Below are 14831 nucleotides of genomic sequence, written 5' to 3'. Positions count from 1 at the left end.
ACTGGGGTTAAAAAGGACGTATTCGGCGACAGAACCAATAAAACAATTTGGTTGATGCGAAAGGAACATTTCACTGGAAAAGGTTATCCTTGGTCTGGCGCGCATAACGAAGCAAAAGAAAGAATGGCCCAAGTAGTAGAGCGAGGCCCAGATCCAAATATGCTTCACAAAGGGGCCGAGCCACTGAAGGTCTAAGTACAGAAAAATGGGTAATCGCTTAACAAGTCAAGGCAGCAAGGGCGCTTCGCGCCGGGACCCGCTAACGCGGGCCCCTGCTTGAAGCGTTATGAATTAAAAAGCGCATTGAGTAATAGATGATCTCGAACGAAGAGTTAGAGCACCGAGCCGAAATTACGTTAGATACATGTGGTGGCATACAGCCAATGCACATGGCTTTTTACGGTATCTCAATCCGTTATTCTGCAGAACGAGCGTTGGCAGCATTTGAGTTGTACGACTATTTGGCTCAGGAAAACGCTGATCCAGCGTCACAGATTAGCGCAGTGCAAGAGGCTGTTGGTCACGTTGGTGCATTGTCACGATACTTCTGGCCTTCAACCGCTGGGAAGAAAAAAACGGAACTCAAGCAATACGAATTGAAGCTCGCGAGAGGTGAGAAGCTCAGGAAACAATTCAAAATCACGGAAGAATCTCCGCTTTCCGATAGAGATCTAAGGAACGCATGGGAACACTTTGATGAAAAGCTTGATACCTATGTGCTTTCAAATGATGCTGGCTATTTCTTTCCTACACCAATGATTGAGTCACATGAATTGGCTGATCATCCCGTAGGCAAAATATTCAAGCTACTTGATCCTGAAGCTGAGTGCCTCGTCTTACTCGGAAAGAAGTTCTTTTTTGGCCCTTTGCGAACCGAAGTCGAGCGAATCTTTGCAGCTAATGAGCAAGAAAATTCATAACAAGTACATCAGTCGCCACCCGTCGGGTGGCTGGGACGTGCCACCGCTGTGCGGCGGCACGCCCCATATGATTGGCGTTAATGTGATGAAGCGATATCTCAATTCATTTATAGTTTTGATTGGATATTCGTCGACTATAAATGCTGATTGTGCGGGCACCGCATGGCACCGGGATCTGGGTCCGCCGACATATAAAGTCCAGGCGTGCTTACCTGTGATGCAGTACATTCACTCGGCAGCGATATACAGAAATTCTAATGACCCAAAGAGGAGCAAATTTCAAATCTCCGGCAGTGCTCTAACTGTATCTAGAGAATTTCATAGCCCAACGGGCAACTTCAAAAACACACAGCAAAAAGCTGTGAATGAAATATATTACTATTCTGGTACTTGCAAGGAACTCGAGTTAGGGCGAGAGGTAGAGTTTGAAACTAAGTACCTGGGTTGCTGTGACGTTGGCTCGTATGAGTTTCTGGCTTGCTACTTCGGGTCTGAGGTAAAGAATATTGAGGTTTGTTAGTCACATTAACAAGTCAAGGCAGAGCAAGGGCGCTTCGCGCCGGGACGCGCCAACGCGGGCCCCTGCTTGAAGCGTTATGTGGTAGTTCCAAGTGGGTATTAAGTAAATGCATTCGTTGGTTACCCAGGCATTCTTTATCTTTCGGCTGCCAGCGTCATCTTCCGGTGACATGGCTAAGCCTTTCGCCACTCCCCGGTGATTCAAAGTTGGGTTCGAACATGCAACATCTGGGTTGGGCAGAGTCCGCAACCGAATTGTCAGTTGCCAAGCAGGTTGTGCATTAGGGCTAATATGCAGGTTTACCAATCAGGTATCTGTCGTGCCACATAACAAGGCCAGGCAGTTCGCTCCCGGACGCCCAAACCGCTGCGCGGTCTGTGCGCCCGCTGCTGGCGGCGTTAGGGCGCCGGGGTGACGCTGCCAGAACAATTTACACTCATAGCAATACTACTTTTTTGGCTAGTAGTAGGTGGTTTCGTCTGGTCGGTGAAGAATTATGATAATGAAGTCTGGAAGCTTGTAAGCGAGTCTAAGAGCGCAGCGAATTCTGGCTTCTTATATTTTTTGTATTTTTTGCTTACTGGAAAGTATCGAATATCTAAGAATAGAGGAGTCGTTCTATTAGGGCATTCTTCTTGGTTGCTGCTAGTCATTCCAAGCGTGGCACTGATAATCTATTTCATAGTTCCGTTAGAGGTTTGGTATGGGCAGCCTTAACAAGTCAATGCAGCAACGGCGCTTCTCGCCGGGATCCGATACCGCGGGCTCCAACTCGAAGCGTTCGGCAATCAATCTACAGGTCGCGAACTTTTCAAGGAGAATTTAATGAAGAACAAAATGCTTCTTTGTGTGATTTCTATATGCTTTATATCAACTCTTTCAAATGCTGGTGAATCGTCTGAAACGTCGACGGATAGCAAGGTTCAAATTGGGGGCGAAAACATGACTCGGGTAACAGGGATCGGTGGTATTTTTATAAAAGCCAAAGATCCAGAGATGCTCCAGAATTGGTACAAAAACCATCTTGGTATAGATGTTCAGGTTTGGGGGGGAACATCCTTTAGGTGGGTAGATAGCGAAGGAAAGCCTTACGCTGGTACAACAGCTTGGATGATTGATAATGGTGAAAATTTTAAACCTAGCAACTCACCCTTTATGGTTAATTATCGAGTTGCCAACTTAAGTGAGCTATTAACCGTACTTCGCGCAGAAGGTTGTAATGTTCTGGATAAAACCGAAGAATCGGAGTTTGGTAAATTTGGTTGGGTAATAGACCCTGAGGGAAATAAGGTAGAGCTTTGGGAGCCTCCAGCTGGAGAATAGTGCCTAACAAGTCAGGGCAGTAAAGGCGCTCTGCGCCGGAAACCGCTAATGTGGAGCACCGCCTGAAGTGTTGGAGCGCATCAGATAAAGCCGCTAGAGCTTCAACACGGGCGATGTACCAGCGACGAAACACTCGTCTTTGATTCAGTACCCCGAAGAATGCCAAAGCAATAGCCTGTAGCTGCCTTTTATCTTTTTCTGCGATCTATAGGCCATCGCTAAACTTTCGCATCACTACTGAAGATCAAAGTAGAGGGTAATTCATGGCGGTTTTTGGCTCCTGCCTGTGTGGCCAAGTCTCGTTCAGTGTCGAAGGCGTGTTTGACAAGTTCTTTATTTGTCACTGCAGCTACTGCCGCAAAGATACCGGTTCTGCTTATGCGGCCAACCTCTTTGCCCATGCCGACTCGTTGACCTGGTTGTCCGGTGAGGGCGATGTGCGAGATTTCAATCTTGAAGGTACACGGCACGTTAAGAGCTTCTGTGCCAACTGCGGTTCTGCGTTGCCCAATACTTCGATGGGCGGGAACATCTGCATTGTTCCAGCGGGGAGTCTCGATGGCGATGTGCCGATACCCCCACAGGCGCATATCTTTTTCGCAAGGCAAGCTTCGTGGGAAGAAAGTCTGGGCCATATCCCGTCTTTCCCGGACTTTCCCGACAGTTGAGATGGCTATGGACTTCGGAATATTCCGAGTTCTTTATTGGCAGGTTCAACCGCGCGAGGTAGAACATGGATTGCAGGCAACAAGATCTGGCGTGCCAGACAAATAGATGTCTTTTAGTCTTGCTTGATGGAGTGAAAGCCAGCGCCCCGATTTCTTCGGCTGGATCTTCCGTTGATCACCCTGGCATCACTAGCGTTGGCATCGGGAAAAATTCTTGTGAAACCTGAAATTGATATGCCGGAGGAGGTCATCGCCGAGATCAGGGCGAACCGAAAGGTCGCTGCGATCAAGTTGTTGCGCCAGCAACAAGGAGTCGACCTGAAGACGGCAAAAGAACGGGTCGATGCCTATATCACCCAGAATCCGCCGGACCCATCTCTTCAGCCTCCGGCGGCAGAGACCGGGGTAGGGCGTATAGTTCTACTGATCATCGGCGTCAGTGTGATATTCGGAATCTACAGGTATTTCAGTTAGGGGGGGCGGATGCGTAACAACGTTCGACCGCTGCGCAGTAGTGCCGCGGTGCTGATTCACGGACTCCTGGTCGCCACCTCAGCCGGCTTTCGGTTCGAATAGCGTGAAGAAGCTGCTGGTGCTCCTCGCGCTCGTCATAGGCGGATGGCAGTTCTACCAATCAAGGGAGAACATTCCGGTCGTGGAGCAAACTGGCAGTGTCTACATGCCGGCGACCACAACCCGGACTACGCCCGGGTTCCGCTGTGATGGCCGCCAGTACTGTAGCCAGATGCATTCGCGTGCTGAGGCCGAGTTCTTTCTCCGGCACTGCCCGAACACGAAGATGGATGGCGATCGCGATGGCGTACCCTGTGAAAACGACTCTCGATTTTAGCGTGGATCAACATCGGAGATCCGGACTTTTCCGCACCCTGTGGTCACCGTAGATGCAAAGCACACCACACATGCGAATCAACGTGATGCTGTCGCCTGACACCTTGCCGTTTCCACAAATCACGACATCATACGAACGATGCCAACCCGAATAGCCCTGCTCAGCACACTTGTGATGATCGCTTTCGCGGCGAATTCGCTGCTATGCCGTGAAGCGCTCGCGTCCGGTAGCGTTGGCGCGGCCAGTTTCACACTGTTGCGTCTGTTCTCCGGCGCACTCTGCCTGTACCTGATTGTCTCGCTGAGGCAGCGCAAATGGTCGGTCGGCGGCGACTGGATCTCAGCACTCGCTCTGTTCACCTACGCGGCCGGATTTTCATTTGCCTATATCGGTCTGGATGCTGGCGCCGGCGCACTGCTGCTGTTTGGCGCAGTGCAGATCACGATGATCGTGGTGGGACTGTGGAGTGGGGAGCGTCTGCAGCTCCGACAGGCCCTGGGCGCCGTCACGGCCTTTGCCGGACTGCTCTGGCTACTTCTGCCGGGGGTGACAGCGCCGCCGCTCGCGGCTGCGCTGCTGATGGTATTGGCGGGTGGCGCCTGGGGCCTGTATTCCCTGCGCGGGCGCGGTGCTGTCGCCCCGACGTCGGCGAGTGCCGGGAATTTCCTGCGCAGCCTGCCTCTGGTGCTATTACTGTACTGGATCTGTGGTGGCGAGGAAGAAACGACCAGTGCGCTCGGTATTACCTATGCCCTGGCGTCGGGCGCACTCGCATCGGGCCTTGGCTACGCGTTGTGGTATGCGGTACTGCCGGCATTGCGCGCCACCACGGCGGCCACTATTCAGCTTAGCGTGCCGGTGATCGCGGCACTCGGTGGAATATTACTGTTGGACGAAGCGCTCACCTTGCGCCTGGTGATCGCGGCCATCGCGGTGCTGGGCGGCGTCTGCCTGTTTATCCTCGGCGGGCAGCGAGTCCGGTCGCCGTAGCGTCGGGTCGTCTCGCGCGCGTTCAGTCCGCGTACTTCACCTCGACGCTGGTCTGCTCCCCGTTGGGTCCCATCGGCGAGTCGTATTCGACGACCGAACACACCGGGTTGGCGTGGCTGGCAAACAGCTTCGCCTCGTCCTCCTTCACGAAGTCGATGCGGTCCGGCGCGGCGATGATTTTCTGCGAGTTCTCGAAGTCCTCTCGGCTGTTCCACCAGATTTCCATGATGCAGTCATAACCGGGGTCGTGGACCTCGCCGGTCACCGGGTTCTTTTCCGGGTGCAGATAACGCCGCACATAGCGCACGGCATTGGGAATCGACGGCGCGCGGCCCTGGCGCTTGGAGAGTTGGGAGTGCTGGTTCTCGTAGTAGTCCAGGAACTCGTCCATGGTCATGTCGGGGTGTTTGCGAAAGAAGCAGATTTGTTTGAACACTGGGCTACCCTGGATTGATGTTTATTCTAGGTGCGCGAAGATCGAATGAGAGTTTGTGCAATGCTTGCTAGGCTGTCAAATGGGGCCCGGGTTCCGGAGCTGTCGATACACCTACTACGGAGATCATTCGACCAATGAGCGATACCAAGTTTGATTCGGGAATGGCTGCGCGCCGGGAAGTCATGGGCGACGCGTTTGTCGACAAGGCCCTGGCCTCGGCCTCGCCGTTCACCCTCCCGCTACAGGAAATGGTGACGGCGAACTGCTGGGGCGAGGTCTGGACCCGCGACGGTCTGCCGCGGCAGACGCGCAGCCTGGTCACCATCGCCACACTGGTCGCCCTGCGCGCCTCGGCAGAACTCAAGGGTCACGTGCGCGGCGCCTTGCGCAACGGCTGCAGTGTGGAGGAGATACAGGAAGTCCTTCTGCACGCCACTGTGTATTGCGGTATGCCCGCGGGTATAGAGGCGTTTCGCGCGGCCCGCGAGGTGGTCGAGGAGTGGCAGGCGGAGCATGACTGAAGGGCGGCTCCTGTACTTTGCCTATGGCTCCAACATGTCCCTGGCGCGCCTTTGCGCTCGGGTGCCCGGCGCCCTGCCTCTTGGCCAGCGCCGCCTGTCCGGGTACACCTTGCGCTTCCACAAGCGTGGCACGGACGGCTCGGCCAAATGCGACGCGTTCTTTACCGGTAGTGAAAACGATGCGGTGCTGGGCATGCTCTACGCGGTGCACCTGTCCGGCAAGGCTGTGCTCGACGAGATCGAAGGTCTCGAGCGGGGCTATGATGAAAAACAGGTGGAGTTGAGCTGTAGCCGCGGCACACGCTGCGCTGCCTCTACCTACGTGGCGACGGCGATCGACCCTACCCTGCTGCCCTTCGACTGGTACCTGCAACATGTGCTCGCCGGTGCGCGGGATGCGGCACTGCCGGCGGATTACGTGCGCCGCGCCATCGAAAGCGTCGCTGTAGTGAGTGACCCTGACGTACAGCGTGGCGCGCTGGAATTCGCGGTCCACCGACGCTGAAAAAACAGGTGTCAGAGCGAGTCGCCGGCACACGCAGGTCGCGCAAACATGCGATAATCATCGCAGTCACACAACCCATCAACTGAACAAACCAGAGGAGCAAAAATGGCCAGCGAAGGTTATCACGAACCCATCGAGGAACTCAGCGACGAGACCCGCGACATGCACCGTGCCATCGTTTCCCTCATGGAAGAGCTCGAAGCGGTGGACTGGTACAACCAGCGGGTGGATGCCTGCAAGGATGAAGAGCTGAAGGCTATCCTGATCCACAACCGCGACGAGGAAAAAGAGCACGCGGCCATGGTGATGGAGTGGATCCGCCGCAAGGACGCCATCTTCGACAAGGAACTGAAGGACTACCTGTTCACCGACAAGCCCATCGCCCACAAGTAACGCATGGCGCGGAACCCGTCGCGCGACCCACGCTAGCCCTGTTGCGCCCAGGCCACCAGCGCCTGGCCCAGGGCGATACCACCGTCATTACAGGGGATCTGCTCCGGCATCAGCACCCGGTGCCCCTGCGCCGCGAGTCGCGCCTGCAGCTGGCTTGCCAGCAGGCTGTTCTGCAGCACGCCGCCCGACAGGGCCACGGTCTTCAACTGGTGCTGGAGCATCAACCGCTGCGCCAGCTCCGCTACCGCCGTTGCAACCGTGGTGTGGAACCGCGCGGCGATGGTCTCGCCGGGAACCTGCGCCGCGAGGTCTTCCAGTAGCGCCGGCCACACAGTCGACCAGTCGATCTCTACCAGTGCCTGCGCCTCGCGCAACTCAAAGGGGTAGGCCTGCTCAACGCCGTCAACTGCGCGCAGCGCCATGGCTTCCAGTGCCATCGCCGCCTCACCCTCGTAGGCCTGTTCTTCCCGGTGCAAGCCCAGCAATGCAGCAGCCGCGTCGAACAGCCGTCCCGCTGAAGAACTCGGCGGGCTGTTGATGCCTTTCGCCGCGACCTGGCGCAGGGTGTCCAGCGGCTTCTCGCGCAGGAACGCGATGCACTCGAGTGCCGCGTGGCGCCCGGCCAGGCTCTCCCAGTCGTCGACGGACCACAGGTGGGCGAGGGCGCAGCGCCAGGGTTCGCGCATGGCGAGGTTGCCACCGAGCATGGGCACCGGCCGGAACCGGCCGATGCGCTGTGATTGTGCGTAATCCGCGAGCAGGAACTCGCCGCCCCATATGCCCCCGTCGTCGCCGTAGCCGAGTCCGTCCAGGGCGATACCCAGGACCGGCGCGCTGTCGCGGGGCAGGCCGTGTTCGCCGAGCACAGCCGCGATATGGGCGTGGTGGTGCTGGATTTCCGCGCAGGGCAGGTCGGCGCTCGCGGCCAGTTCACGGGCGTAGTGGCTGGAGTGATAGTCCGGGTGCATGTCGGCGGCCAGCAACTGCGGCTCCATCGCATACAGTTGCCGGTGCAGGGCGATCGCGCGCCGGTAGTCGACTTGCGTGGGGGCGTCCTCGAGGTCACCCATGTGCGGCGAGAGTATGGCGTAGCCGTCTTTCAACAGGCAGAAGGTGTTCTTCAGGTCGGCGCCGGTTGCCAGTACGCCGTCTGCCCCCTCGAATCCCGGAGGCAGGGCGAGCTGGCCGGGGGCGAAACCGCGGGCACGGCGCAGCGTGCGCAGGTGGCCTGCGGTCACCCGCACCACGGAGTCATCCACCCGGTTGACGATGTCGCGGTCGTGCAACAACAGGTAATCGGCGATGCCGGCGAGCCGTTCCCGCGCGTCCGTGTTGTCAGTGCACTGGGGTTCCTCGCTCAGGTTGCCCGAGGTGAGTACGATGGGGCCGCGCAGGTGGCGCATCAGCTCCAGGTGTAGCGGGGTGTAGGGCAGCATGAAACCGAGCTGGTCCTGCCCGGGGGCGATACCCGGGGCGAGGTCGTCGTGCGCATCGCGCCGCCGCAGGATGACGATGGGGGCGGCGGGGGAGTGCAGCGCTTTGGCCTCCGTCCAGTCCAGATAGGCGTAGCGGCGCACCTCGGCGATATCCCTGGCCATCAGGGCCAGGGGTTTGCGGTAGCGCCGCTTGCGTTCGCGCAGGGTGTCGACGGCCTGCGCGTTGCAGGCATCGACGGCCAGGTGTACGCCCCCCATGCCCTTTACCGCCACGATGTGTCCCGATGCGATGAGCGCGGCGGCGCGCGCCAGGGCATCGGCGTTGCGCAGTTCGCCAACCGCGTTGCCATCGACATCCTCCAGCCACAGCTGTGGCCCGCAATCGGGGCAGGCGTTGGGCTGGGCGTGGAAGCGGCGGTCCTCCGGCTCGTAGTACTCCGCCAGGCAGTTCGTACACATGGCGAAGGGAGCCATGCTGGTATTGGCGCGGTCGTAGGGAATCGCGCGAATGATCGAGTAGCGAGGCCCGCAGTGGGTACAGTTGGTGAACGGGTAGCCGGCGCGCCGGTTGCGCGGGTTGCGCGCTTCCGCCAGGCACTGGTGGCAGCTGGCGGCGTCGGCGGCCACCGCGGTGAGCGGCGCGCCCGCCCCGCTGTCGAGAATACTGAAGTTGCCCGGCGCATCAATGTCATTGGGCTGCGGTTGTCGCTCGACGCTTTCGATTACCGCCAGCGGCGGCTTGCGCGTTTCGATTTCCTCGACGAATTCCTCCAGCGCCTGGCTATCGCCCCAGGCGTTGATCAGTACACCCTCGTTGTCGTTGCAGATATCGCCGGTGATCCCCGCGGAGCGCGCCAGGCGCCAGACATGCGGACGGAAGCCCACGCCCTGCACAGTGCCGCGGATCCGGATGCGCTCGCCGCGCAGCTGGCCGTTGGTAGTCAATGGACCGTGCATACCATACACGGGTCGAAGGAGCGCACGATGTGCTGGACGGCGACCGGGTCGCGGCGCGCGCCGCCGGATTCGTCGGCGCGCAGTGGTGCGCCCTGCAGCGCCAGTTCCAGAGGTCCGGGCGCGCCGCGTATGTCGCGCGGCGAGAAGTTCCAGGTGGTCGGGGCGATGATCTGGTAGTTGGCGATCCTGCCGCGCTGCACGCTGATCCAGTGGCCCAGGCTGCCGCGGGCGGCTTCGATCATGCCGTAGCCGCGCGCCTCGTCCGGCGGGTTGGCGCTGTGGCAGAAGGGTTCCTTGGGCCGCAGCTGCCGCGCCCAGCCCTCCATGGCGATCACCACCAGCGCGATTTCCAGCAGGCGCGCGACAATGCGGTTGCGCACGTTGCCGCCGCTTTGCTGCACCAGGTCGCGGAGCAACGGGTGCCCGTTCACCACCTGCCGGGCCAGCGCGCCGACCTCCACCGGCGACTCGCCGAGGCGCGGTGACTTGCACCAGGTGTAGGCCTGTTGGTTGTCCAGGTTGGGTTGCGTTACGCCGTCGTAGGGATGCGCCGCGTCCAGGCCCTGGGTATTCCAGGTATGGCTACTGTCCTCGCGGATGGCGGATTGCTCCAGCGGCTGGGTAGTGCCGTTGTCCAGGCTGAATACGCCGGGGGCAAACAATGGCGTGCCGTCGGCGGGATACACGCCGTAGCTCATGAAGCGGTCCTGGGCGCGCCCCAGGTTTTGCAGTTGCAACTGTTCGGCGATGTGCAGGAAATGGCGGAAATCACTGTGCACGGGCGCGCGATGCGCACACCAGTCCTCCAGTGCCTGCGCCGAATCCAGCGCGACGATATTCTCGAGCGCATCGCCGAACAGGCAGCGCTCCAGGAACTGGCGGAAGCCGAACAGGACCGCCAGCACGCGCGCGCGGTCGCCGCTCTCGACGCTGCGGGTGGTGCCGCCGGGTTGCAGCGCCAGGCTGTGCGGCCACTTGCCGGCGAGCAGCCCCATCAGGTGCAGGAACTCCGCCCGCGCCGGCAACACCTGCGCCGCAGCGCTGCCGCTCACCGCGCGAAAGCGCGCGGCGGCCTCGCCATACCACGCTTCGCCCGCATAGGTTTCGCGGGCGAAGTCGGGCATGAAGAACAGGTAGAAGTGGGTGAGGTGGTCGGCGACGTTTTCGTTGGCCAGCACCAGGTTGGTGGCCAGCTCGCCGTTGCGCGGGGCGGCCAGCCCCTCGAGGCTGGCCAGGGCGCGGGCCGCCGCCACGGACTGTGCCACCGAGCAGATGCCGCAGATGCGCGGCACGTAGACCAGCGCGTCCAGCGGGTCCTTGTCGCGTAGGATCTGCTCGAAGCCGCGGTACAGGGGCGACACCACCCAGGCGCGCTCGACGCGGTCACCGCTGACCTCAAGCTGCACTTCCAGGTCGCCCTCGACACGGTTGAAGGGGCCGACGATGCGGCGGGTCGCGTCACTCACGTTTCTTGTCCCCGTGGATGTTGGGCGGTATCTGGATGTGGTCGATCAGCGCGTTGTTCTTCAGGCGGTTGGGGGTGGCCGCCTTGGCCAGTGCAGAGAGTGCGACGAACCAGGCCTTGGGCATGTCGGTGGGCAGGCCCACCGGGATGCCGGCGACCTTCGGCGTGCGCGCGAAGGCGTGCCCAGGTTCGTGGAAGTCCGGCGCGGTGCAGTTGATGCAAGGGTAGCCACCGCGCAGGCAGGAGCCCGACCCGTTCCACAGCCGCGTGTTGCAGTCCGCGTGGGCCTGGGTGCCGAGGCAGCCCATGTGCTCCATCATGCAGCCCAGGTCCGAGGGTTTCTCGGCGCTGGCCTTGTACTCGTAGTATTCATTGCGCGGGCAGCCGTGGTGCACCAGGTGGTCGGTGTAGCTGCGCGGGCGCTCGAACACATCCAGGTGGCCGCGCTCCATTTCGCCGGCGGCGAGCTGGGTGAGGGTGTCGGTCACCCAGTTCGGGTGGGTCGGGCAGCCGGCCACGTTGACCACGGGCAGGCCGGTGCGATCGACGAACTCCGCACCCAGCAGGCCGCCCGGGCGCTGCTCGTCGTACTGCAGGCCACAGGCCTCGCTGGGGTTGCCACCGGCGGCGGTGATGCCGCCGTAGGCGGCGCAGTTGCCCACGGCGACCACGTGCCGCGCCACCTGGCACAGGTCGTACAGCCAGTCGCGCATCGGCCGGTCGGAGCCGGCCAGGCGGTGGAAGGCGCCACTGCCGTTGGGGCCCTGGATCACCGAGCCCTCCAGGCACAGGATGTCCAGGCGCGTGTCGCCATCGAGGATCGACTGCAGCAGGTCCAGCACGTCGCGGCCACTGGCCTCGCTGAGCGAAGGGTGCCACAGCAGCTCGATGCCGGCGGCGCGCAGGGTGGTGAGCAGGTCGGGCGACTCGGCGCCGAACAGCGACATGGAGCAGCCGCCACAGCCCCCGGATTGCAGCCACAACAGCTTGGTCAAGTCAGACACGGGACCTCGTCACAGGGGCAGGGTAAGGGTAAAACAGGCGCCGGCCTCGGGCACGTTGCGCGCGGTCAGGTCACCGCCCAGTTCCTGGGCCAGCCCGTAGCTGATGTACAGGCCGAGGCCGGTGCCCTGGCCCACGGGCTTGTTGGTGAAGAACGGTTCGAAGATATGCGGCAGGTCGTGGTCGGCGATGCCGGGGCCGTTGTCGGTCACGCTCACCTGGCACTTGCCTTCACGCTGTTCGCAGCGCAACAGCAGGCGCGGCTGCTCGCGCTCGCCCATGGCATCCAGCGCGTTCTGGATCAGGTTGACCAGGATCTGGTGCACCTGGCCCTTGCGGGTTTCCAACTCCAGCTCTTCCGGCAGTACGTAGTCCACTTCCGGCTGGATGCGGCTGGCGCGCACCACCCACTCCACCGCCTTGTGGATGGTGGCAGTGAGGTCGATCGTCTCCGCCGGTTCGCGCTGCCCGCCGGAGTAGCGGCGCAGGTCCTGGACGATTTCGCTGATGCGCTCGGCGCCCTCCAGGGTACCGTCGATCAGCGGTTCCATGTCGCCGAGGATGCGGTCGATGCGGTATTCGTCCTGCAGCGCGCGCAGCGATTCGCCGCCGTGCATTTCCTCGACCTTCTGCAGGTACTGGGTGATGCGCGAGCCGTAGCGCTTGAGCACGTGCATGTTGCCGAACACGAAGCTGATCGGGTTGTTGAGTTCGTGGGCGACCCCGGCCACCAGGCGGCCCAGGGAGGCCATCTTCTCCGAGTGCACCAGCTGCTGCTGGGTCTGCTTGAGCTGGTCGTAGGCGCGGCGCAGCTCGCCCACCGGTCGGCCGATCAGCACCATGCCGACCACGCGGCCGTCGTGGTCGTAGCGCGGCGAGCAGTTCAGCGCCAGCGGGGTGGTGCTGTTGTCCGCGCAGCGCACGTTGAGTTCGATATCGATGACCAGTTCGCGGCGCAGCACCTGGGAGATCTGCGCAACTTTTTCCGCGCACTCGGCGCTGAACACGCTGGCCAGGGGCTCCAGCAGGAACGCGTCGGCGGGTTTGCCGGTGAGCTGCTCCAGCGCGGCGTTCACCTGTTCGATGGTGCCATTGGTGTCGCAGGCCAGCAGCACGTCGGTCATTGCCGAGAGCACGCTGTTGACGAACTTGTGCGTCTCCTCCAGCTCGGAGTTCTTGATTTCGAGTTCGACCTGGTGCTGCACGAGGTCGGCGTAGACCGCCTCCATCTTGTGGATGACCTCCACCCAGGCACTCTCCGCCACTTCGGGCAGCGGCGGTACCTCGAGCGAGCCGGGTAGTCCCGGCAGGCCGGAATCGGCCTTGCGCAGCCCGTCGTTCACTGGACAGCCACCCGCTCAGGGCTGCGCAGCTGTTCGACTTTCTCCAGTCCGTAGCGCTCCAGCTTGTTGCGCAGCCCGACCCGCGACAGGCCCAGCTCGTTGGCGGCGCGGCTCTTGTTCCAGCGGTGGCGGATCAGGGTCTCCTTGATGATGCGCGCCTCCAGTGCCTCGACGCGATCCTTCAGGGAGCCGTCGATCTCCGCCAGGGATTCCATCAGCGGCGACTCCTGCCGCGGCGCCGCGCGCAGCACGCGGGCGCTGAGCAGGTCTGCGCCCAACTGGTCGCCGCGGCAGGTCACCAGCATGTGGCTGACCTCGTTCTGCAGTTCGCGCACGTTGCCCGGCCAGTGATAGTCCTGCATGCAGGCCAGCGCCTCGTTGGTGAAACCCTGCACCTGCTTGCCCAGGTGCTGCATGGTTTTCTCCAGCAGGGCGACGGCCAGTTCGGGGATATCCTGGCGCCGCTGGCGCAGGGCCGGCATGTTGACCGTGACCGTGGCCAGGCGGTAGTAGAGGTCCTCGCGGAAGCGCCCGGCGTTGACCTCTTCCTCGAGGTCCTTGTTGGTGGCAGCGATGATGCGCACGTCGACATTGCGCGTGCGGCTGCTGCCCAGCGGGCGGATCTCGCCCTCCTGCAGCACGCGCAGCAGTTTCACCTGGAAGGCGGGGGAGACCTCACCGATCTCGTCGAGGAACACGGTGCCGCCGTTGGCGCGCTCGAACAGGCCTATGCGGTCCTCCACCGCGCCGGTAAAGGCGCCGCGCTTGTAGCCGAACAGCTCGCTCTCCAGCAGTTCGTCGGGCAGGGCGCCGCAGTTCTCCACCACGAAGGGTTTGTCCCAGCGCAGGCTGTTGTAGTGCAGGGCGCGCGCGCCCAGCTCCTTGCCGGTGCCGGACTCGCCCATGATCAGCACGGAGACGTCGTAGGGCGCGACCTGGCGGATATGTTCGCAGACCCCGTTCATCGGGCTGCCCGGGCTGCGCACGATGCCGTCGTCGTGGTCGTAGTTGCGGCGCAGTTGCTCGCGCTTGTCGCTGAGCGAGGCGTTGACCTGCCCCGGCATCATCTTCAGCTCGATGGACAGCGCCTCGTTCTGCCGCTGCAGTTCGAACATGGAAGTGGCGTTCTTCAGGGTCAGCAGCAGGTGGTCCGGTTGCCACGGCTTGGTGATGTACTGGTAGATGCCGGCGTCGTTCACCGCGCTGATGATGTCGGTGGCGTCGGTATAGCCGGAGATGACCATGCGGATGACGTCCGGCCATTTCTCGCGCACGTGCTGCAGGAACTCGACGCCGGTCATCTCCGGCATGCGCTGGTCGCAGAGAATCACCTGCACCCACTCGTGCTCGAGGATGCGCTCGGCCTCGCCGATGGTCGCGGCGGTCTTGACGTCGAAGTCATCGTCCAGGGTACGCTGCAGCGTTTCCAGGCTGCGCACCTCGTCGTCGACGACCAGGATGGTGGGTAGTGTGGACATGCGTGTCAGTTTCCTCCCCGGCGA

General features: G+C 61.3%; 16 protein-coding genes. 10 read left to right on the top strand and 6 right to left on the bottom strand.

From position 1 onward, the window contains the following. The 7 genes from E4634_RS21685 to E4634_RS09520 form a co-directional block, all read left to right on the top strand. A partial coding sequence (locus E4634_RS21685) for a hypothetical protein (protein WP_206046844.1) occupies positions 1 to 195 on the top strand: 195 nt, incomplete at its 5' end. A 119-nt stretch (positions 196 to 314) separates the two neighbouring features. Then, entirely contained in the window at positions 315 to 920 is a 606-nt protein-coding gene (locus tag E4634_RS09545) for a hypothetical protein (protein WP_135443197.1), read from the top strand. Between the two features lie 1345 nt (positions 921 to 2265). Then, positions 2266 to 2763, top strand: a complete 498-nt coding sequence (locus E4634_RS09540; RefSeq protein WP_206046843.1) for a VOC family protein — start codon at positions 2266 to 2268, stop codon at positions 2761 to 2763. 263 nt (positions 2764 to 3026) lie between these two features. Then, positions 3027 to 3431 carry a GFA family protein gene (locus tag E4634_RS09535; protein ID WP_135443195.1) on the top strand — a complete coding sequence of 135 codons (405 nt, stop codon included), beginning with the start codon at positions 3027 to 3029 and terminating at the stop codon, positions 3429 to 3431. Positions 3432 to 3602: 171 nt separating this feature from the next. Beyond that, positions 3603 to 3905 carry a hypothetical protein gene (locus E4634_RS09530; RefSeq protein WP_135443193.1) on the top strand — a complete coding sequence of 101 codons (303 nt, stop codon included), beginning with the start codon at positions 3603 to 3605 and terminating at the stop codon, positions 3903 to 3905. Between the two features lie 205 nt (positions 3906 to 4110). Beyond that, positions 4111 to 4281 carry an excalibur calcium-binding domain-containing protein gene (locus E4634_RS22030; RefSeq protein ID WP_346763338.1) on the top strand — a complete coding sequence of 57 codons (171 nt, stop codon included), beginning with the start codon at positions 4111 to 4113 and terminating at the stop codon, positions 4279 to 4281. Positions 4282 to 4455: 174 nt separating this feature from the next. Beyond that, positions 4456 to 5271, top strand: a complete 816-nt coding sequence (locus E4634_RS09520; RefSeq protein ID WP_240725131.1) for a DMT family transporter — start codon at positions 4456 to 4458, stop codon at positions 5269 to 5271. A 22-nt stretch (positions 5272 to 5293) separates the two neighbouring features. On the opposite strand, the gene E4634_RS09515 is transcribed toward E4634_RS09520, so the two are convergent. Further along, a complete protein-coding gene (locus E4634_RS09515) occupies positions 5294 to 5707 on the bottom strand; it encodes an EthD domain-containing protein (RefSeq protein WP_135443187.1) in 414 nt (137 codons plus the stop codon). Between the two features lie 134 nt (positions 5708 to 5841). Between E4634_RS09515 and E4634_RS09510 the strand changes: the two genes are divergently transcribed. The 3 genes from E4634_RS09510 to E4634_RS09500 all read left to right on the top strand — a co-directional run bounded on the left by E4634_RS09510 (position 5842) and on the right by E4634_RS09500 (position 7126). Continuing rightward, positions 5842 to 6228, top strand: coding sequence for a carboxymuconolactone decarboxylase family protein (locus E4634_RS09510; protein ID WP_135443185.1), 387 nt, complete (start codon positions 5842 to 5844; stop codon positions 6226 to 6228). Further along, a complete protein-coding gene (locus E4634_RS09505) occupies positions 6221 to 6733 on the top strand; it encodes a gamma-glutamylcyclotransferase family protein (protein ID WP_135443183.1) in 513 nt (170 codons plus the stop codon). The genes E4634_RS09510 and E4634_RS09505 overlap by 8 nt, the downstream gene beginning before the upstream one ends. Positions 6734 to 6838: 105 nt before the next feature. Beyond that, entirely contained in the window at positions 6839 to 7126 is a 288-nt protein-coding gene (locus E4634_RS09500; protein WP_135443182.1) for an encapsulin-associated ferritin-like protein, read from the top strand. Between the two features lie 32 nt (positions 7127 to 7158). Here E4634_RS09500 and hypF read toward each other — a convergent pair whose 3' ends face one another. From hypF to E4634_RS09475, 5 genes are read right to left on the bottom strand one after another with little or no spacing between them, the layout of a single operon-like run. Then, on the bottom strand, positions 7159 to 9519 hold the full coding sequence (gene hypF / locus E4634_RS09495) for a carbamoyltransferase HypF (RefSeq protein ID WP_206046842.1): 2361 nt from the start codon (positions 9517 to 9519) through the stop codon (positions 7159 to 7161). Next, complete coding sequence (locus E4634_RS09490; protein ID WP_135443180.1) at positions 9504 to 10985, bottom strand: nickel-dependent hydrogenase large subunit; 1482 nt, start codon at positions 10983 to 10985, stop codon at positions 9504 to 9506. The genes hypF and E4634_RS09490 overlap by 16 nt, the downstream gene beginning before the upstream one ends. Continuing rightward, a complete protein-coding gene (locus E4634_RS09485; protein ID WP_206046841.1) occupies positions 10978 to 11988 on the bottom strand; it encodes an NADH-quinone oxidoreductase subunit B family protein in 1011 nt (336 codons plus the stop codon). Before E4634_RS09485 ends, E4634_RS09490 begins: the two co-directional genes overlap by 8 nt. A gap of 9 nt (positions 11989 to 11997) precedes the next feature. Next, positions 11998 to 13329, bottom strand: a complete 1332-nt coding sequence (locus E4634_RS09480) for an ATP-binding protein (RefSeq protein ID WP_206046840.1) — start codon at positions 13327 to 13329, stop codon at positions 11998 to 12000. Further along, positions 13326 to 14807, bottom strand: a complete 1482-nt coding sequence (locus tag E4634_RS09475) for a sigma-54-dependent transcriptional regulator (RefSeq protein ID WP_206046839.1) — start codon at positions 14805 to 14807, stop codon at positions 13326 to 13328. Before E4634_RS09475 ends, E4634_RS09480 begins: the two co-directional genes overlap by 4 nt. Positions 14808 to 14831 lie beyond the last annotated feature (24 nt).

Source organism: Mangrovimicrobium sediminis (assembly GCF_004745945.1).
GTDB lineage: Bacteria > Pseudomonadota > Gammaproteobacteria > Pseudomonadales > Halieaceae > Mangrovimicrobium > Mangrovimicrobium sediminis.
Note: the sequence above shows the minus strand (reverse complement) of the source record. Positions and strands in the feature narration are given on the sequence as shown.

Excerpts from the sequence above, each read along its gene's own strand:
- E4634_RS22030 (WP_346763338.1), top strand. The coding sequence starts at position 4,111 with ATGCCGGCGACCACAACCCGGACTACGCCCGGGTTCCGCTGTGATGGC.
- E4634_RS09535 (WP_135443195.1), top strand. The coding sequence starts at position 3,027 with ATGGCGGTTTTTGGCTCCTGCCTGTGTGGCCAAGTCTCGTTCAGTGTC.
- E4634_RS09505 (WP_135443183.1), top strand. The coding sequence starts at position 6,221 with ATGACTGAAGGGCGGCTCCTGTACTTTGCCTATGGCTCCAACATGTCC.
- E4634_RS09545 (WP_135443197.1), top strand. The coding sequence starts at position 315 with ATGATCTCGAACGAAGAGTTAGAGCACCGAGCCGAAATTACGTTAGAT.
- E4634_RS09475 (WP_206046839.1), bottom strand. The coding sequence starts at position 14,807 with ATGTCCACACTACCCACCATCCTGGTCGTCGACGACGAGGTGCGCAGC.
- E4634_RS09500 (WP_135443182.1), top strand. The coding sequence starts at position 6,839 with ATGGCCAGCGAAGGTTATCACGAACCCATCGAGGAACTCAGCGACGAG.
- hypF (WP_206046842.1), bottom strand. The coding sequence starts at position 9,519 with ATGCACGGTCCATTGACTACCAACGGCCAGCTGCGCGGCGAGCGCATC.
- E4634_RS09510 (WP_135443185.1), top strand. The coding sequence starts at position 5,842 with ATGAGCGATACCAAGTTTGATTCGGGAATGGCTGCGCGCCGGGAAGTC.
- E4634_RS09540 (WP_206046843.1), top strand. The coding sequence starts at position 2,266 with ATGAAGAACAAAATGCTTCTTTGTGTGATTTCTATATGCTTTATATCA.
- E4634_RS09520 (WP_240725131.1), top strand. The coding sequence starts at position 4,456 with ATGATCGCTTTCGCGGCGAATTCGCTGCTATGCCGTGAAGCGCTCGCG.